Source organism: Streptomyces sp. LS-MS-L19, assembly GCF_058382285.1.
The window spans coordinates 5,955,139-5,969,918 of the sequence record NZ_JBYCLL010000001.1 but is presented as its reverse complement, the minus strand read 5'-3'; the positions used below and the strand labels follow the sequence as shown (position 1 = coordinate 5,969,918).

Sequence of the window (14,780 nt, the reverse complement as noted above, 5' to 3'; positions counted from 1 at the left end):
ATAGACGGTCATCAGGCCAGTCGTACGACCGCTCGCGACATCCCCAGGACCTTCTGCCCGGCGCTGGTCGCCGTGAGGTCCACACGGACCGTGTTGTCGTCGAGCTTGGCGGCGACCTTGGCGCTGACCTCGATCGTGGCGCCCTGGTCGTCGTTCGGGACGACGACGGGCTTGGTGAAGCGGACGCCGTACTCGACGACCGCACCCGGGTCGCCGGTCCAGTCGGTCACCACGCGGATCGCCTCGGCCATGGTGAACATGCCGTGCGCGATGACGTCCGGGAGGCCCACCTCCTTGGCGAACTTCTCGTTCCAGTGGATGGGGTTGAAGTCCCCGGAGGCGCCCGCGTACTGGACGAGGGTGGCGCGGGTCACGGGAAAGGTCCGGGCGGGCAGCTCGGTGCCGACCTCGACGTCGCCGTATGCGATCTTCGCCGTCATGTTCTTCGTCACGCCCCCTCGGCCGCGCGGGCGACCAGCTTGGTCCAGGCGGTCACGACGTGCTCGCCGGCCTCGTCGTGGACCTCACCGCGGATGTCCAGGATGTCGTTGCCGGCCAGGGACTTGATGGCCTCGATGGTGGAGGTGACCGTCAGCCGGTCGCCGGCGCGCACGGGGCGGACGTAGGCGAACTTCTGGTCGCCGTGCACCACCCGGCTGTAGTCCAGGCCGAGCTGCGGGTCCTGGACCACCTGGCCTGCCGCCCTGAAGGTGATGGAGAAGACGAAGGTCGGCGGGGCGATCACATCGGGGTGGCCGAGCGCCTTGGCCGCTTCCGGGTCCGTGTACGCGGGGTTGGTGTCCCCCACCGCCTCGGCGAACTCACGGATCTTCTCCCGGCCCACCTCATAGGGGTCGGTGGGCGGGTAGCTCCGCCCCACGAAGGACTGGTCGAGCGCCATGGGCTCGGCACCTCCTGGTTGCTCTACTGGCCGGTACGGGGTCCCTCAACGACGCGAGGCCGCCCCCGATCTCTCGGGGACGGCCTCGTGTACGAGCCTGATTTATCGCGTTTCGCGGTGCGCGGTGTGCGCGTTGCAACGCGGGCAGTGCTTCTTCATCTCCAGTCGGTCCGGGTTGTTACGCCGGTTCTTCTTGGTGATGTAGTTCCGCTCCTTGCACTCCACGCAGGCCAGCGTGATCTTCGGGCGGACGTCGGTGGCAGCCACGTGAGTGCTCCTTGACGAACGGATGGGATGGTTTAACGCATAGAAGAGTAGCCGATCGAAGGACCGACCCCGCAATCGGCTACTGTCAGTAGCGGTGACCGGACTTGAACCGGTGACACAGCGATTATGAGCCGCTTGCTCTACCGACTGAGCTACACCGCTACGATGCGATCCGCTCCCGCCTCGCGACGGGAACCTCACACACCAGAGCCCCAATACGGAATCGAACCGTAGACCTTCTCCTTACCATGGAGACGCTCTGCCGACTGAGCTATTGGGGCGAGCGATGAAGACATTACACGGTCCGCAGCCGTTCACCCAAATCCGTTTCGTGGCGCCCCGGGTGCCTTGATCCACGGCCTTCCCGAAGCCCTCAGGAGCCTCTCCCGTACGGCGGACCACACCGGTACGACTATTGCGCTCCTCCCTGTGACGGCGGCGCGGCCACCCTAGGCTCGACTCACTCTGCGTGATCTTGCGTCCCTTGCGCGGTTCCGGCGGCTCGGCGGCTCCGGGCAGCGCAGCCCGAGCCCCTGGAGCGCGATGCCCGACAGCCAGCCGCAGCCGCACCACTCCTCGTCGTCCTGGTCGGGTGCCTCGTCCTCGGGCGGCCCGGACGGGGCCGGCCTCCTGTTGTGCGGGGCGCGGCTCACCGACGGCCGGACCGTGGACGTACGGCTTGGCGGCGGGCGCATCGAGGCGGTCGGTACGGCCGGAAGCCTGGCCGTGGGCGGTCCACGCGCGCGTGGAGCACGCGTGGACCTCGCCGGCTACCTCTTGCTGCCGGCCCCGGCCGAGCCGCACGCCCACGCCGACACCGCGCTGTCGGCCGACGTCGAGGGACCGCTCTCCTACGACCCCCACGACGTCCAGCGCCGGGCCACCGAGGCCGCCCTCCTCCAGCTCGGGCACGGCGCGACCGCGCTCAGGGCACACGTGCGCGTGGGGGACGTCCAGGGTCTCGGCGCGCTGGCCGCCGTACTCCAGGCACGGCGTTCGCTGCGCGGGCTCACCGAGCTGACGGCGGTGGCGATGCCGCGGGTGCTGACCGGGGCCGCCGGGGCCGAGGGGCTCGCGATACTGCGGGACGCGCTGAAGATGGGCGCCTCGGTGGTGGGCGGCTGCCCGGACCTCGACCCCGATCCGACGGGTTACGCGGAGGCGGTCCTGGAGGTGGCCTCGGAGTACGGCTGCCCCGTGGACCTGCACACCGACGCCGCCGACCCGGCCCGCCTCGCCCGCCTCGCCGCGATGGCCGGCGGACTGCGCCCCGGCGTGACCCTCGGCCCCTGCGCGGGCCTCGACCGGCTGCCCGCCGAGGTGGTCTCCCGGACCGCCGACCAGCTCGCGGCGGCCGGGGTGGCGGTGGTGTGCCTGCCGCAGGGCGGCTGCGGGGGCGTCGACGGACGGGACACGGCTCCGGTACGGCTGCTGCGCGCGGCCGGGGTCCGGGTGGCGGCCGGGAGCGGTGCGCTGCGGGACGTCTCGAATCCGGTGGGGCGCGGTGATCCCCTGGAGGCCGCGTATCTGCTCGCCTCCCGGTACGGCCTGCGGCCCGAGGACGCCTACGACACGGTGAGCGGCTCCGCGCGAGCCGTCCTCGGGCTCCCCGAGGTACGCGTGGAGGCGGGCTTCCCGGCCGAGCTGCTCGCGGTGCGCGGCGACCGCCTGGCCGGCGCACTCTCCCTGGCGTACAGCCGGATCGTGGTGCACGGGGGGCGCGTGGTGGCACGGACCAGCGCGGTACGCGAGTACTGCAACTCCGCGAGCTCGGAGTTGGGGTTGCCTCGGCAGGGGCGGGGGGAGGTGTCGTAGGGGCGGAGCAGGTGTCTGGGGTGCGGGGGCGGCGCGGCGGCTGGGTGCTGGAGGCGAGGGGGTGTGGGCCGGGGGCGGCTGTTTGAGGGGGCCCGGGTGGTGCATGACCGGTTGGCCGCAGTGGTCCGGAGCGGGCCGTTGCCGCCGGACGGCACAGGCGGATGCGGCTGTTGGGGCGTACGGTCGAAGGCATGCGCATTGTCATCGCTGGTGGACATGGTCAGATCGCGCTGCGGCTGGAGCGGCTGCTCGCCGCGCGCGGGGACGAGGTCGCGGGGATCATCCGCCGCGCCGAACAGGGCGACGACCTTCGGGACGCCGGCGCCGAACCGGTCGTACTGGACCTGGAATCGGCCTCGGTCGAGGAGGTCGCGGACTGTCTGCGGGGCGCCGACGCGGCGGTCTTCGCGGCGGGCGCGGGCCCGGGCAGCGGCGCGGCCCGCAAGGACACGGTGGACAAGGCGGCGGCGGTGCTGTTCGCGGACGCGGCGGTCCGGGCGGGCGTACGGCGCTATGTGATCGTCTCGTCCATGGGAGCGGACCCGGGGCACGAGGGCGACGGCATCTTCGACGTGTACCTGCGCGCCAAGGGCGAGGCGGACGCCTATGTGAGCGGCCTGGACGCCCTGGACTGCACGGTGTTGCGTCCCGGCGCGCTCACGGACGACGCCGGCACCGGCCTCGTACGGCTGGAGGCGCACACCGGGCGGGGTCCGGTCCCGCGCGACGACGTGGCCGCCGTACTCGCGGAGTTGCTGGACACACCCGCGACCGCCGGGCTGACGCTGGAGCTGATCAGCGGTTCCACGCCGGTGTCGGTGGCGGTCAAGTCGGTGGCGGGCAACTGAGGGTGGCCGCGGAGGGCGTGCCGGCCGCGCGGGAGGCGCTGCTGCGGCGGATGTACGAGGTCTTCGCGACGGACGAGCGGGACACGTTCCTTCCACACTGCCTGGCCCCCGACGTGGACTGGCCGAACATGCTGGACGGTGGCCGGCTGCACGGCCGTGAGGCGGTACGGGCGTACTGGGCACGGCAGTTCGCGACGGGCACTCCTCTCGTACGACTGGAGGGGCTCGGACCGGGCGGATCCGCCGAGGTGACGGTGGCGACCGTACGGCTCGGGGTGCGGGAGCCGTCGGGCGAACGGTGGGCCGGGGAGACGGTCGAGCACGTGTACTGGTTCGGGGCGGACGGGTTGGTGGGGCGGATGGAGGTGCGGGCGGGGGCGTAGGGCCTTGGGCTCGCTGGGGCGTGGGGCCAGGGGGCCAGGGGCATGGGGGCATGGGCATGGGGCCAGGAGCCGGGCGGGGAGCGTAGGCCGCCCGGCGTGCAGGATCGAAGGTCGCCCGGCCGGACAGGGGTCGTAGGTCGCCCGGCAGGTCAGAAGAGCGGGAGTTGGCCGGGGACGGTCGGGACCGTGTACCCGTCCAACGACGGTTGTGCCGCTCCGAGTTCCGCCTGTCTGCGGGATCCCGGGCAGGAGACCAGCTGACCTCTTTCGCGCGCTCCGGGCGGATCGTGCCGGGCGAAGCGACCGGCGACGACCGCGATCTCGCGACGGCATTCGGGACAGAGCCTGCGACGACTGGACATGCGGTCAGTGTGCCCCGGACGGGCGGGAACCGTGCGTCTTGAGGGGTGGGTGGTGGCCGATCGGAGTGGCCGTAGCCTCGGCCGGCGCTGTCGCCCGCCCCCTCCCCCTTCCTCACCCCCAATAGGCCGCTCTCGAAGGGGTATTCGGAAACGACAGCGGTATCCGTCGATTCCGAGGAGGTACGTGCCGTGCGCTCCTTAAAGCGCTGGCTCGACCGCAGTCTGACCGCACAGGCGGTCTTGCTCTTCGTTGTGTGCGTGGGTGTCACAGCTCTGATCCGCTGGGACCGGGACCCCGTCCTGTGGGTGATCCGAGGGGCGCTCTACACGGTCGTCACGGTGGCGTTCATGGCCGTACAGCGCCGCAGGGCCCGCAAGGCGACAGGCACCGACTCACGCGGACTCGCCGAACTCGGCCGCGGGATCCGGCATCGCGAAGTGCCGGACGATCCCGAGAAACGGGCGGCCATGCGAAGGCTGGTGGACGACCAGCTGGAGCGCCTCGAACGCGGTGGTCGCTGGCTGCCGTACTGGCTGGGTTTCATGGGCCTGATCGCGGCCGCGCTGCTCGCCCTCGGTGTGGCCACCGGTTCCGTGCTCTTCCCGCTCGTCTTCGCACTCGGCACGGCCGGTTTCTGCTACTGGATCCTGTGGATGCGCCGCCGCACCATGGAGCGCCTCCACTACATGCGCTCGGCCCTGCGCGAAGAACACGAACACGTGTCCTGACCCACCGCCCCGACCCATCTCCCAGGACCTGAAGAGACCCCCTCCGCCCTGCGTTCCCGCAGTTCGGAGGGGGTCTCTTTTCTCAGCGTGGCGGCGCCAGGATTCGAACCTGGGAAGGCTGAGCCGGCAGATTTACAGTCTGCTCCCTTTGGCCGCTCGGGCACACCGCCGGGGTTGCTGCCCTTCGAACCGTCTTTCGGCGGTGCTCCGTGGCAACGACGTAAACAATACCCGATGCCAAGGGGTGCTTCGCCACCCGATTGATCTGCGCCCGCGGGGCGTGGGGTGACTAGGCTTGGGCGGATGCGGCCCGGGTCCACGCCGGGCTCGGCGCCCGCCCCCACGTACGCCGATACGCATCCGTACATACGCCGAACGCACCCCGATACAAGGAGCCACAGGACATGGCCGACTCCAGTTTCGACATCGTCTCGAAGGTCGAGCGGCAGGAGGTCGACAACGCCCTCAACCAGGCCGCCAAGGAGATCTCCCAGCGCTACGACTTCAAGGGCGTGGGTGCCTCGATCTCGTGGTCCGGCGACAAGATCCTGATGGAGGCGAACTCCGAGGACCGGGTCAATGCCGTCCTCGACGTCTTCCAGTCCAAGCTGATCAAGCGCGGGATCTCGCTGAAGGCGCTCGACGCGGGCGAGCCGCAGCTCTCCGGCAAGGAGTACAAGATCTTCGCGTCGATCGAGGAGGGCATCTCCCAGGACAACGCGAAGAAGGTCGCGAAGATCATCCGTGACGAGGGTCCGAAGGGCGTGAAGGCCCAGGTACAGGGCGACGAGCTGCGGGTCAGCTCGAAGAGCCGCGACGACCTTCAGTCCGTCATCGCCCTGCTGAAGGGCAAGGACTTCGACTTCGCGATCCAGTTCGTGAACTACCGGTGAGCCGCTGATCCACGGCTTCACGAGGAAGGGTGGGCACCTGGCCGGTGCCCACCCTTCTCGCCTGCTGGCTGCGGTTCGGGGATGTCAGTCGCGCGAGTTGCCGAACAGGAGACGGTAGGCGATCAGGAGCACGAGCGAACCGCCGATCGCGGCTGCCCAGGTGGCCCCGTCGTAGAAGCTCTTGCTGATCGGATGGTCCAGCCAACGGGCCGATATCCAGCCGCCGATGAACGCGCCCGCGACGCCGATGAGGGTCGTCCCGATGAAGCCGCCCGGGTCGCGGCCCGGCAGCAGGAACTTGGCGATGGCTCCGGCCAACAGCCCGAGGATGATCCAGCCGATGATGCTCATGCCCTGAACCTGCCCTTCCGCGCTGTGCCCGCACTGTCCGGGGGCTGTGATCTTCGTCCCGGCCGGCTGTGCGGTTCCTCGTGCGCATGGGTCGTACGGCGTACTCGTGCGGCCTGCCAACACATCCTGGCCTGGGCGGCCCGCGATGCGGTGTTCGTCGAGCGGGTGTTCGCGTCCTGTTGCCGAAGAGGACGTCAGGGCCGCACTCCGCGGTTGCACCCGATCAGTAGGGTGCCGCTCATGACTCATTCCGGTGCCGAGCTGCGGCGCACGCTGGGAGTGGCCGACGCCGTCGTCATCGGGCTCGGTTCGATGATCGGGGCGGGGATCTTCGCCGCCCTGGGGCCGGCCGCACACGCTGCCGGGTCCGGGCTGCTGCTCGGACTCGCCATCGCCGCCGTGGTCGCCTACTGCAACGCCACGTCCTCGGCCCGGCTGGCCGCCCTGTACCCGGCCTCCGGCGGCACGTACGTGTACGGGCGGGAGCGGCTCGGTCCGTTCTGGGGTTATCTCGCGGGCTGGTCGTTCGTGGTCGGGAAGACGGCCTCCTGTGCGGCGATGGCTTTGACGGTGGGGGCGTACGTCTGGCCGGGGCAGGCCCATGCCGTGGCCGTCGCGGCCGTGGTGGCGCTGACCGCGGTGAACTACGGCGGCATCCAGAAGTCCGCCTGGCTGACCCGGGCGATCGTGGCCGTGGTCCTCGCTGTCCTCGCTTCCGTCGTGGTCGTGTGTCTGGGGTCGGGCGCGTCCGACGCCGGGCGGCTGGACGTGGGGCCTTCCGGCGGCCCGGGCGGGGTGCTGCAGGCGGCCGGTCTGCTGTTCTTCGCGTTCGCGGGGTACGCCCGCATCGCGACCCTCGGCGAGGAGGTACGGGATCCCGCGCGCACCATCCCCCGCGCGATCCCCCTGGCCCTGGGCATCACGCTGGTCGTGTACGCGGCGGTGGCGGTGGCTGTCCTTTCCGTGCTGGGTGCCGATGCTCTGGGGCGTGCGGACGCGCCGCTGGCCGAGGCGGTGCGGGCGGCCGGAGTGCCGGGACTCGTGCCGGTGGTGCGGGTCGGCGCCGCCGTGGCCGCGCTCGGCTCGCTGCTCGCCCTGATCCTGGGCGTCTCACGGACGACGCTGGCCATGGCCCGGGACGGGCATCTGCCCCGCGTGCTGTCCGCCGTCCACCCCCGTTTCCAGGTACCTCACCGGGCCGAGGCTGCCGTGGGCGCGGTGGTCGCGGTCCTCGCCGCGACGGTGGACGTGCGGGACGCGATCGGGTTCTCCTCCTTCGGTGTGCTGGCGTACTACGCGGTGGCCAACGCGTCGGCCTGGACGTTTCGTTCGGGACCGGCGGCGCGGGTGGTGCCGGTGGTGGGTCTGCTCGGTTGCGGGGTGCTGGCGTTCGCGCTGCCGGCGGTTTCGGTGGTCGTGGGGGCGGGTGTGCTGGGGGTCGGGGCGGTGGCGTACGGCGTACGGAAGGGCGTACGCGAGCGGGGGGCACGGTAAGGGGAGCGATGTGCGGTGAGGGCGGTGCGGGTCAGTGCGCCGGGCAGGTCAGCTGCGGTGGTCCGCGCGACCTACGGCTGAGGCCGCCCGAGACACGTACACGCCACCCCTTGCGGGGTCCGCTGCGTCAGAACGCCTGGACCGACTGGGCCGCACGTATTCGGAACTCCCCCCACGGGGCCATCTCCAGCTCCTCGTTCATCTCCTCGTACCAGCCCGTGCCGTCGACCCACGCTCGCAGCCAGTCGGCGAGGGTGACGCTGTCCACGAACCAGGAATGGTCGCAGTCACCGCCATTGGGCTCGAACAGCAGCACGGTGGCTACCGGGCTGTGGCAGTCGACGCACGCGTACATCGCACAGCCCCAGTGGGATATCGGCAGGACGCCTTCGGGCCAGGGCCAGTCGGGGTCCTTGCGGCCGCTCTTGCGGTTGGCGAGGTACTGCACGACGGCTGCGGGCTCGCCGGCCGGAGGGCTGTCGAGCAGGGGCAACAGGCCGTACTCCGGGCCGAATCCGCCGTCTCCTACGTGCAGGTAGAGGTCTGCGAGCAGTGGGGGCAGGCGGAAGCCCAGTGCGGCCTCGGCGCGGGTGAGGGTGGCCGCGTCCACCGGTTCGGGGAGGGAAGTCCAGCCCCATGGCCGGGTGCTGCGGGCCTTGTCCGCCACCCGTGCCAGCAACTGCTCGCTCTCGGTCATGCATTCATGATGCAGGGCGGCACTGACAGTCGGGCAGGCCTGTGGACAACCATCAGCCTGTGGATAACTTCGGGCGGCTTCGGCCTCGTCTTCAGCTTCGTCTCCGGCCCCGACTTCGGCTTCGGCTTCGGCTTCGGCTTCGGCTCAACCACAGCCGGCCTCAGCTCGGCCGCGGCTCAGCTCAGGCGAGGCGGACGTCGACCCGATCGCTCTCGGAGAGGAAGGCGAGGAGCTCCTCGAACGCGGGCGGTCGGCGGACGGCGTGCGGGGTGACGCCCAGACAGCGGCGGGCGACTTCGGAGTCGTGCCAGACCAGGGTGAAGGGCGGGGCCGCACCCCAGTGGCCTCGCAGACAGTCGTTCAGGGCGTCCAGGCCCCAGCCGAAGTAACCACCGGGGCCGTTGACCGTCTCGCCCAGGGCGCAGAAGAAGCCGGGCAGGTCGGTGATGTGACGGCCGTCGAGGTGGTAGGTGGTGCCCGGCGGCCGGTCCGGGCGGCCGTGCTCATGGTTGTCGAGAGCCGTCCTCAGCCAGAAACGGCGGCCTTCGGTACCGCATCGCGCCCAGCGGTTGGGGGTGGCGGGTCGGCCCTCGTCCCACTGCTCCCACACTTCCGGTGCCGCGAGCGGTGGCCGTTCCGACCACAGGTCCAGGGTGAGGTCGACCGTGCCGGGTCCGCGAGCGGAGGGGATCCAGGCACGCAACTCGCCCTCGGCGGCGGCTTGCACAGCGCGCCCGGAGGAGTCGACGCGCAGGAGCTTGGCATGGCCGAGGTCCTCCTCCCCGGAGTCCAACGCGGCCTTCAGGGCGCCGCGCGGGGTGCAGCCGAGCAGACGTGCCGGGGGTTCCATGGGGTCATCCGGCGGCTCGTGCGTCCGGGCCAGGGCGCGGCACGTTCCGTACGGTGCGCCTTCCGGGCCCGCCAGCCGGTAGCCCGGGGACATGGGCGGGCACGTGGGGTCGTCGTACGGGGTGTTCTCGGGCTCGGTGCCCTCGATCGTGACATCCCGGAGGGTCAGGTCGCGGTCGGAGGAGCGGTCGCCGAGCACCCGGACGTCTTCCAGGTACCACTCGCCGACCGCCGCGCCGGTCTTGTCCAGGATCCCCAGGGTCAGCTCGCCGAGGGGTGCTGAGCCCGTGGCGCGCGCGTGTGCGAGGGCCCTGCGAAGGGCGCCCTCGGGAGCGCAGCCCAGGAGTTCGTACGTCTCCCGGGCCGGAGGCGGCGGGTCGGCGAAGAGGCCGGCGACGTCCTCGCACAGGGCCCAGATCTCCTCGTAGCCCTCCTCGCCCTCGAACTCGGCCTCACGGTCGTACGACAGCAGGACGTACTTCGGTGCCCCCACTCCCCCGGCCCGCCCGTCAGCGGGTCGCGAACGGCTCGTCCGAAGGGACGATCTCGCGGCCCAGTGGGAACAGGGACACGGGGATCAGTTTGAAGTTGGCGATGCCGAACGGGATGCCGATGATCGTCAGGCAGAGGACGAGGCCGGTGGCGATGTGACCCAGGGCCAGCCACCATCCGGCGAGGACCAGCCACAGGACGTTGCCCACGCAGGAGGGGGCGCCCGCGTCCCGGCGCTCGATCGTGGTGTACCCGAAGGGCCACAGGGCGTAGACGCCGATGCGGAAGGCGGCTATCCCGAACGGGATGCCGATGATCGTGATGCAGAGCAGCACGCCCGCGGCCAGGTATGCGAGGAACAGCCAGAAGCCGCTCAGGACGAGCCAAATGACGTTCAGGATGGTTTTCACTGGGGGCGACCTGCCATCTTCTCGAGCCGGGCGATGCGCTCCGCCATCGGCGGGTGCGTCGAGAACATCTTGGACAGTCCCTGGCCAGGGCGGAACGGGTTCGCGATCATCATGTGGCTCGCGGTCTCGATGCGCGGCTCCGGGGGCAACGGCAGCTGCTTGGTGCCCATTTCGAGCTTGCGCAGGGCGCTGGCGAGCGCGAGGGGGTCGCCGGTGAGCTGGGCGCCCGACGCGTCCGCCTCGTACTCCCTGGAGCGGCTGATGGCCATCTGGATCAGGCTGGCCGCCAGCGGTCCGAGGAGCATGATCAGCAGCATGCCGAGGAGGCCCGGGCCGTCATCGTCGTCGGAGCGGCCGATCGGGATCAGCCAGGCGAAGTTGACCAGGAACATGATCACGGAGGCGAGGGCGCCGGCGACCGACGAGATCAGGATGTCTCGGTTGTAGACATGGCTGAGCTCATGGCCGATGACACCGCGCAGTTCGCGCTCGTCCAGCATGCGCAGGATGCCGTCGGTGCAGCACACGGCGGCGTTGCGCGGGTTGCGGCCGGTCGCGAAGGCGTTGGGTGCCTCGGTCGGTGAGATGTACAGGCGCGGCATGGGCTGGCGGGCCTGGGTGGAAAGCTCGCGGACCATGCGGTACAGGGCCGGCGCCTCGAACTCGCTCACCGGGCGGGCGCGCATCGCGCGTAGAGCCAGCTTGTCGCTGTTCCAGTACGCGTACGCGTTGGTGCCCAGCGCGATCAGGACGGCCACGACCAGCCCCATGCGGCCGAAGAAGCTGCCGATGAGGATGATGAGTGCGGACAGTCCCCCGAGGAGGACTGCGGTCCTGAGCCCGTTGTGCCGGCGGTGCACGGTACGCCCTCCAAGTGGTGCAGCAGGGGAACCCTTTGCTTGCTGGTCTCCGATGTCTTCCGAGCCACCGGTCCGTGATGTCACGTCCAGTGGACCCTCCCGTTCTGCTCAACGCCAGACGAGGGCCACGAGTTCCCTGGTGGGCGCGGAGGCCCAGGTGGGCCGTCCGGGTGACGGCTCAGGTCGCCGGTTCGGGCTCGGGCACGGGAGGGACGACGGCCGGCTTCAGAAGGGCGGATTCAGAAGAGTGGACTGCAGGAGGGCCGGATTCAGAAGAGGCCCGTGTCGGTGAAGCGCAGCACCAACTGAGGTGCGCCGGAGAGGGCGAGACCGAGGACGCCGGTCAGGGCGAGCGCTGCGGTCAAGGAGGCGGGCACGCGGTGGGCCGTGGGCTCGCCCTCGGGGGCCCGGAACAGCAGGGTCGTCCACTGCAGGTAGTAGAACAGCGCGATCACGACGTTGACGGCCATGACCACGGCGAGCCAGCCCAGTCCCGCGTCGACGGCCGCAGAGAAGACGGTGACCTTGGCGAACAGGCCGATGATGCCCGGTGGCAGGCCGGCCAGGCAGAGCAGGAAGAACGCCAGGAGGAGAGCTGCGATCGGGTTGGTCGCGTAGAGGCCGCGGTAGTCGGTGATGCGGTTCGCGGTCCGCGTACGGCCCACCAGTGCGGCTACCGCGAACGCACCGAGGTTCACGGCGGCGTACATGAGGGCGTAGGCGACGGTGGACCCCACTGACCGTTCGGCGTCGTCGGAGTACGCGGCCGCGGCGATCGGGACGAGGAGGTAGCCGGCCTGGCCGACCGAGGACCAGGCGAGCAGTCGTACGGCGCTGTACGCGCGTGTGGCCTGCTGTCGGAGGGCTCCGAGGTTGCCGACGGTCATGGTGAGGGCGGCCAGCGCGGCGAGCGCCGGGCCCCAGACGTCGGCGTAGGAGGGCAGGGCGACGACGGTGATGAGGATCAGCCCGGAGAAGCCGACCGCCTTGCCGACGACCGACAAGTAGGCGGCGATCGGGAGGGGCGCGCCCACATAGGTGTCGGGCACCCAGAAATGGAAGGGCACCGCGGCCGTTTTGAAAGCGAAGCCGACGAGGGTGAGGACAACACCGGTCTGGGCGAGGGTGTGGAGCTGCCCGTCGACGTGCTGGATGCGGTCGGCGACCTGGGTGAGGTACAGGGTGCCCGTGGAGGCGTACACGAAGCTGATGCCCATGAGGCTGACCGCGGTCGCGGTGACCGAGGACAGGAAGAACTTCAGGGCCGCTTCGGAGGACTTCCTGTCTCCGTGCCGGATGCCGACGAGCGCGAAGGCGGGCAGGGAGGCGACCTCCAGGGCGACGATCAGGGTCGCCAGGTCGCGGGAGGCGGGCAGGAGGGCGGCGCCGGCCGCGGAGGAGAGCAGCAGGAACCAGTACTCGCCTTCGGGGAGCTTTTTGTCGGCGTCCTTCAGGGTGGTGACGGACAGGAGGGCCGCCAGGAGGGCGCCGCCCAGCACGAGGAACTGGATGACGAGCGTGAAGCGGTCCGCCGTATAGCTGCACACGCGTGTGTCGCCGGTCAGGCAGAAGGTGCTGCGGTCGCCGTCCAGGAGGGGCAGCAACAGGAGTGCGGAGGCGGCGAGGCCCGCGACCGACAGCCAGCCGAGCAGGACCTTCTTCTGGTCGCCGACGAACAGGTCGGCGACCAGGACGACGAGTCCGACGACCGCCGCGATGGTGGGTGGCGCGATGGCGAGCCAGTCGACCGACTGGACGAGGTTCGCGGCCATCGTGGTCGGCGGCTCGGCCGTAGAGGCCAGTGGATGGGCCGTTGAGGCCAACGGCTGGGCCACGGCGGCCAGGGTGCTCATCGGTTGCCTCCTGCGAGGAGCTGCTGCACGGCCGGGTCGGTCAGGCCCAGGAGGGCCTTCGGCCACAGGCCCGCTACGACGGTGAGGGCGACGAGCGGCGTCCAGGCGGCGAACTCGTACGTGTGGACGTCGGCCAGTTGCGGGGCGTCCTGAGGTACGGCGCCCATGCAGACGCGGCGGACGACGACGAGCATGTACGCGGCCGTCAGGAGGGTGCCGAACGCGCCGATCGCCATGAAGGTGAGGAAGGCGGGGCGGCTCAGGTCCTCGGCGGGTTTGAAGGCGCCGAACAGGGCCAGCATCTCGCCCCAGAATCCGGCGAGACCCGGCAGCCCGAGCGAGGCGACGGCGCCGAAGGCCAGCAGGCCGCCGAGGCGGGGGGCCTTGCCGTACAGGGCGGCACCGGTCTCCTCGGCGAGGGTGTCCAGGTCGGTGGTGCCCGTACGGTCCTTCAGCGCGCCGACCAGGAAGAACAGCAGGCCGGTGATGAGTCCGTGGGCGATGTTGGCGAACAGGGCGCCGTTCACGCCGGTCGGGGTCATGGTGGCGATGCCGAGGAGGACGAAGCCCATGTGCCCGACGGAGGAGTAGGCGATGAGGCGCTTGAGGTCGCCCTTCGCGCCCCGCTTGGCGAGGGCGAGGCAGGCCAGGGATCCGTAGATGATCCCGACGACGGCGAAGGCGGCGAGGTAGGGCGCGAAGTTGCGGAAGCCGTCGGGCGCGATCGGCAGCAGAATCCGGACGAACCCGTACGTACCCATCTTCAGCAGGACGCCGGCCAGCAGGACCGAGCCGACGGTCGGGGCGGCGGTGTGGGCGTCGGGCAGCCAGCTGTGCAACGGCCACATCGGGGTCTTGACCGCGAGCCCGATCCCGATCGCCAGAACCGCGATGACCTGCACGGATGCGGTCAGCGACCGGCCGTTGTCAGTGGCGAGTGCCACCATGTCGAATGTGCCCGCCTTGATCCCGATCAGGAGCAGGCCGAGCAGCATGACGACCGAGCCGAGCAGCGTGTAGAGGATGAAGCGCCAGGCGGCGGCCTGACGGTCCTCGCCGCCCCAGCGGGCGATGAGGAAGTACATCGGGATGAGCACCATCTCGAACGCCAGGAAGAACAGCAGCAGATCGAGGACGGCGAAGGTCGCGAGGGTGCCAGACTCGAGGACGAGCAGCAGCGCGACGAAGGCCTTCGGGGAGGGGCCCGACGGCATCTTGAAGTACGAGTAGAGCGCGCAGAGGAAGGTCAGCAGCGCGGTCAGGACCAGAAGGGGGAGGGAGATGCCGTCGATGCCGAGGTGGATGCGCACGTCGAGTGCGGGGATCCAGCTGATGTCGGTCGTGGCCTGCATCTTCGACGGATGGTCGTGGTCGAAGCCGAGCGCGAGGACGATCGCGGCGATGAGGATCACGCCGGTGACGGTCACGCCGTGCCGCAGCACTGCCTGCTCGGGCGACTTCCCCTTCAGACCGGGCGGGGCGGGCAGCAGGGCCGTGACGGCGCCGAGGAGCGGTCCGGCCACGATCAATGCCAGAAGGAACTGCATCACGGACTCGTTGATATCGATCACGCCTG

At 70.5% G+C, this 14,780-nt stretch carries 17 protein-coding genes and 3 tRNA genes; 6 read left to right on the top strand and 14 right to left on the bottom strand.

Features of this window, described 5'->3' with window-relative positions; genetic code table 11:
• Positions 1–11: 11 nt before the first annotated feature.
• The 5 genes from AC2XR2_RS26705 to AC2XR2_RS26685 form a co-directional block, all read right to left on the bottom strand.
• The gene (locus AC2XR2_RS26705) at positions 12–440 is read right to left on the bottom strand and encodes a MaoC family dehydratase (protein ID WP_381307781.1); all 429 of its coding nucleotides are present in this window, start codon (positions 438–440) and stop codon (positions 12–14) included.
• A gap of 8 nt (positions 441–448) precedes the next feature.
• Positions 449–901 (bottom strand): MaoC family dehydratase N-terminal domain-containing protein, encoded by a 453-nt coding sequence (locus AC2XR2_RS26700; RefSeq protein ID WP_330265026.1) that lies wholly within the window; start codon positions 899–901, stop codon positions 449–451.
• 102 nt (positions 902–1,003) lie between these two features.
• Entirely contained in the window at positions 1,004–1,168 is a 165-nt protein-coding gene (gene rpmG, locus AC2XR2_RS26695) for a 50S ribosomal protein L33 (RefSeq protein ID WP_003948671.1), read from the bottom strand.
• Between the two features lie 89 nt (positions 1,169–1,257).
• A tRNA-Met gene (locus tag AC2XR2_RS26690) sits at positions 1,258–1,330 on the bottom strand.
• Positions 1,331–1,376: 46 nt separating this feature from the next.
• A tRNA-Thr gene (locus AC2XR2_RS26685) sits at positions 1,377–1,449 on the bottom strand.
• 262 nt (positions 1,450–1,711) lie between these two features.
• On the opposite strand from AC2XR2_RS26685, the gene AC2XR2_RS26680 reads away from it, so the two are divergent.
• From AC2XR2_RS26680 to AC2XR2_RS26670, 3 genes are all read left to right on the top strand, one after another.
• Complete coding sequence (locus AC2XR2_RS26680; protein WP_330265027.1) at positions 1,712–2,983, top strand: amidohydrolase family protein; 1,272 nt, start codon at positions 1,712–1,714, stop codon at positions 2,981–2,983.
• Between the two features lie 191 nt (positions 2,984–3,174).
• Positions 3,175–3,831 (top strand): NAD(P)H-binding protein, encoded by a 657-nt coding sequence (locus tag AC2XR2_RS26675; protein ID WP_330265028.1) that lies wholly within the window; start codon positions 3,175–3,177, stop codon positions 3,829–3,831.
• A 17-nt stretch (positions 3,832–3,848) separates the two neighbouring features.
• Entirely contained in the window at positions 3,849–4,214 is a 366-nt protein-coding gene (locus tag AC2XR2_RS26670) for a nuclear transport factor 2 family protein (protein ID WP_491516502.1), read from the top strand.
• Between the two features lie 149 nt (positions 4,215–4,363).
• Here AC2XR2_RS26670 and AC2XR2_RS26665 read toward each other — a convergent pair whose 3' ends face one another.
• Positions 4,364–4,576: a hypothetical protein gene (locus AC2XR2_RS26665; RefSeq protein ID WP_330265030.1), complete on the bottom strand. Its 213-nt coding sequence runs from the start codon at positions 4,574–4,576 to the stop codon at positions 4,364–4,366.
• Between the two features lie 258 nt (positions 4,577–4,834).
• On the opposite strand from AC2XR2_RS26665, the gene AC2XR2_RS26660 reads away from it, so the two are divergent.
• Positions 4,835–5,305 carry a hypothetical protein gene (locus AC2XR2_RS26660; RefSeq protein ID WP_491516501.1) on the top strand — a complete coding sequence of 157 codons (471 nt, stop codon included), beginning with the start codon at positions 4,835–4,837 and terminating at the stop codon, positions 5,303–5,305.
• 88 nt (positions 5,306–5,393) lie between these two features.
• Here AC2XR2_RS26660 and AC2XR2_RS26655 read toward each other — a convergent pair.
• Positions 5,394–5,475 (bottom strand) — tRNA-Tyr (locus AC2XR2_RS26655).
• A gap of 234 nt (positions 5,476–5,709) precedes the next feature.
• Here AC2XR2_RS26655 and AC2XR2_RS26650 point away from each other — a divergent pair.
• Positions 5,710–6,198 (top strand): YajQ family cyclic di-GMP-binding protein, encoded by a 489-nt coding sequence (locus tag AC2XR2_RS26650; protein WP_007384029.1) that lies wholly within the window; start codon positions 5,710–5,712, stop codon positions 6,196–6,198.
• A gap of 84 nt (positions 6,199–6,282) precedes the next feature.
• On the opposite strand, the gene AC2XR2_RS26645 is transcribed toward AC2XR2_RS26650, so the two are convergent.
• The gene (locus tag AC2XR2_RS26645; RefSeq protein WP_330265032.1) at positions 6,283–6,549 is read right to left on the bottom strand and encodes a GlsB/YeaQ/YmgE family stress response membrane protein; all 267 of its coding nucleotides are present in this window, start codon (positions 6,547–6,549) and stop codon (positions 6,283–6,285) included.
• Between the two features lie 240 nt (positions 6,550–6,789).
• Between AC2XR2_RS26645 and AC2XR2_RS26640 the strand changes: the two genes are divergently transcribed.
• A complete protein-coding gene (locus AC2XR2_RS26640; RefSeq protein WP_491516500.1) occupies positions 6,790–8,043 on the top strand; it encodes an APC family permease in 1,254 nt (417 codons plus the stop codon).
• 127 nt (positions 8,044–8,170) lie between these two features.
• Here the strand turns inward: AC2XR2_RS26640 and AC2XR2_RS26635 are convergent, their stop codons facing one another.
• The 6 genes from AC2XR2_RS26635 to AC2XR2_RS26610 all read right to left on the bottom strand — a co-directional run bounded on the left by AC2XR2_RS26635 (position 8,171) and on the right by AC2XR2_RS26610 (position 14,775).
• The gene (locus AC2XR2_RS26635; RefSeq protein WP_491516499.1) at positions 8,171–8,740 is read right to left on the bottom strand and encodes an SMI1/KNR4 family protein; all 570 of its coding nucleotides are present in this window, start codon (positions 8,738–8,740) and stop codon (positions 8,171–8,173) included.
• A gap of 181 nt (positions 8,741–8,921) precedes the next feature.
• Positions 8,922–10,082: a barstar family protein gene (locus AC2XR2_RS26630; protein WP_491516498.1), complete on the bottom strand. Its 1,161-nt coding sequence runs from the start codon at positions 10,080–10,082 to the stop codon at positions 8,922–8,924.
• A 16-nt stretch (positions 10,083–10,098) separates the two neighbouring features.
• The gene (locus AC2XR2_RS26625) at positions 10,099–10,491 is read right to left on the bottom strand and encodes a YccF domain-containing protein (RefSeq protein WP_330265036.1); all 393 of its coding nucleotides are present in this window, start codon (positions 10,489–10,491) and stop codon (positions 10,099–10,101) included.
• Positions 10,488–11,351, bottom strand: a complete 864-nt coding sequence (htpX, locus tag AC2XR2_RS26620) for a zinc metalloprotease HtpX (protein WP_330265037.1) — start codon at positions 11,349–11,351, stop codon at positions 10,488–10,490. The genes AC2XR2_RS26625 and htpX overlap by 4 nt, the downstream gene beginning before the upstream one ends.
• A gap of 269 nt (positions 11,352–11,620) precedes the next feature.
• Positions 11,621–13,123 carry an NADH-quinone oxidoreductase subunit N gene (locus AC2XR2_RS26615; RefSeq protein ID WP_491518506.1) on the bottom strand — a complete coding sequence of 501 codons (1,503 nt, stop codon included), beginning with the start codon at positions 13,121–13,123 and terminating at the stop codon, positions 11,621–11,623.
• A gap of 77 nt (positions 13,124–13,200) precedes the next feature.
• Positions 13,201–14,775 carry an NADH-quinone oxidoreductase subunit M gene (locus tag AC2XR2_RS26610; protein ID WP_491516497.1) on the bottom strand — a complete coding sequence of 525 codons (1,575 nt, stop codon included), beginning with the start codon at positions 14,773–14,775 and terminating at the stop codon, positions 13,201–13,203.
• Between the last annotated feature and the right edge of the window lie 5 nt (positions 14,776–14,780).

What these genes read in the sequence shown, in the direction of transcription:
- AC2XR2_RS26650 (WP_007384029.1), top strand. Translation starts at nt 5,710, where the DNA reads ATGGCCGACTCCAGTTTCGACATCGTCTCGAAGGTCGAGCGGCAGGAG.
- AC2XR2_RS26635 (WP_491516499.1), bottom strand. Translation starts at nt 8,740, where the DNA reads ATGACCGAGAGCGAGCAGTTGCTGGCACGGGTGGCGGACAAGGCCCGC.
- AC2XR2_RS26640 (WP_491516500.1), top strand. Translation starts at nt 6,790, where the DNA reads ATGACTCATTCCGGTGCCGAGCTGCGGCGCACGCTGGGAGTGGCCGAC.
- AC2XR2_RS26700 (WP_330265026.1), bottom strand. Translation starts at nt 901, where the DNA reads ATGGCGCTCGACCAGTCCTTCGTGGGGCGGAGCTACCCGCCCACCGAC.
- AC2XR2_RS26665 (WP_330265030.1), bottom strand. Translation starts at nt 4,576, where the DNA reads ATGTCCAGTCGTCGCAGGCTCTGTCCCGAATGCCGTCGCGAGATCGCG.
- AC2XR2_RS26615 (WP_491518506.1), bottom strand. Translation starts at nt 13,123, where the DNA reads ATGGCCGCGAACCTCGTCCAGTCGGTCGACTGGCTCGCCATCGCGCCA.
- AC2XR2_RS26705 (WP_381307781.1), bottom strand. Translation starts at nt 440, where the DNA reads ATGACGGCGAAGATCGCATACGGCGACGTCGAGGTCGGCACCGAGCTG.
- AC2XR2_RS26675 (WP_330265028.1), top strand. Translation starts at nt 3,175, where the DNA reads ATGCGCATTGTCATCGCTGGTGGACATGGTCAGATCGCGCTGCGGCTG.
- AC2XR2_RS26645 (WP_330265032.1), bottom strand. Translation starts at nt 6,549, where the DNA reads ATGAGCATCATCGGCTGGATCATCCTCGGGCTGTTGGCCGGAGCCATC.
- AC2XR2_RS26680 (WP_330265027.1), top strand. Translation starts at nt 1,712, where the DNA reads ATGCCCGACAGCCAGCCGCAGCCGCACCACTCCTCGTCGTCCTGGTCG.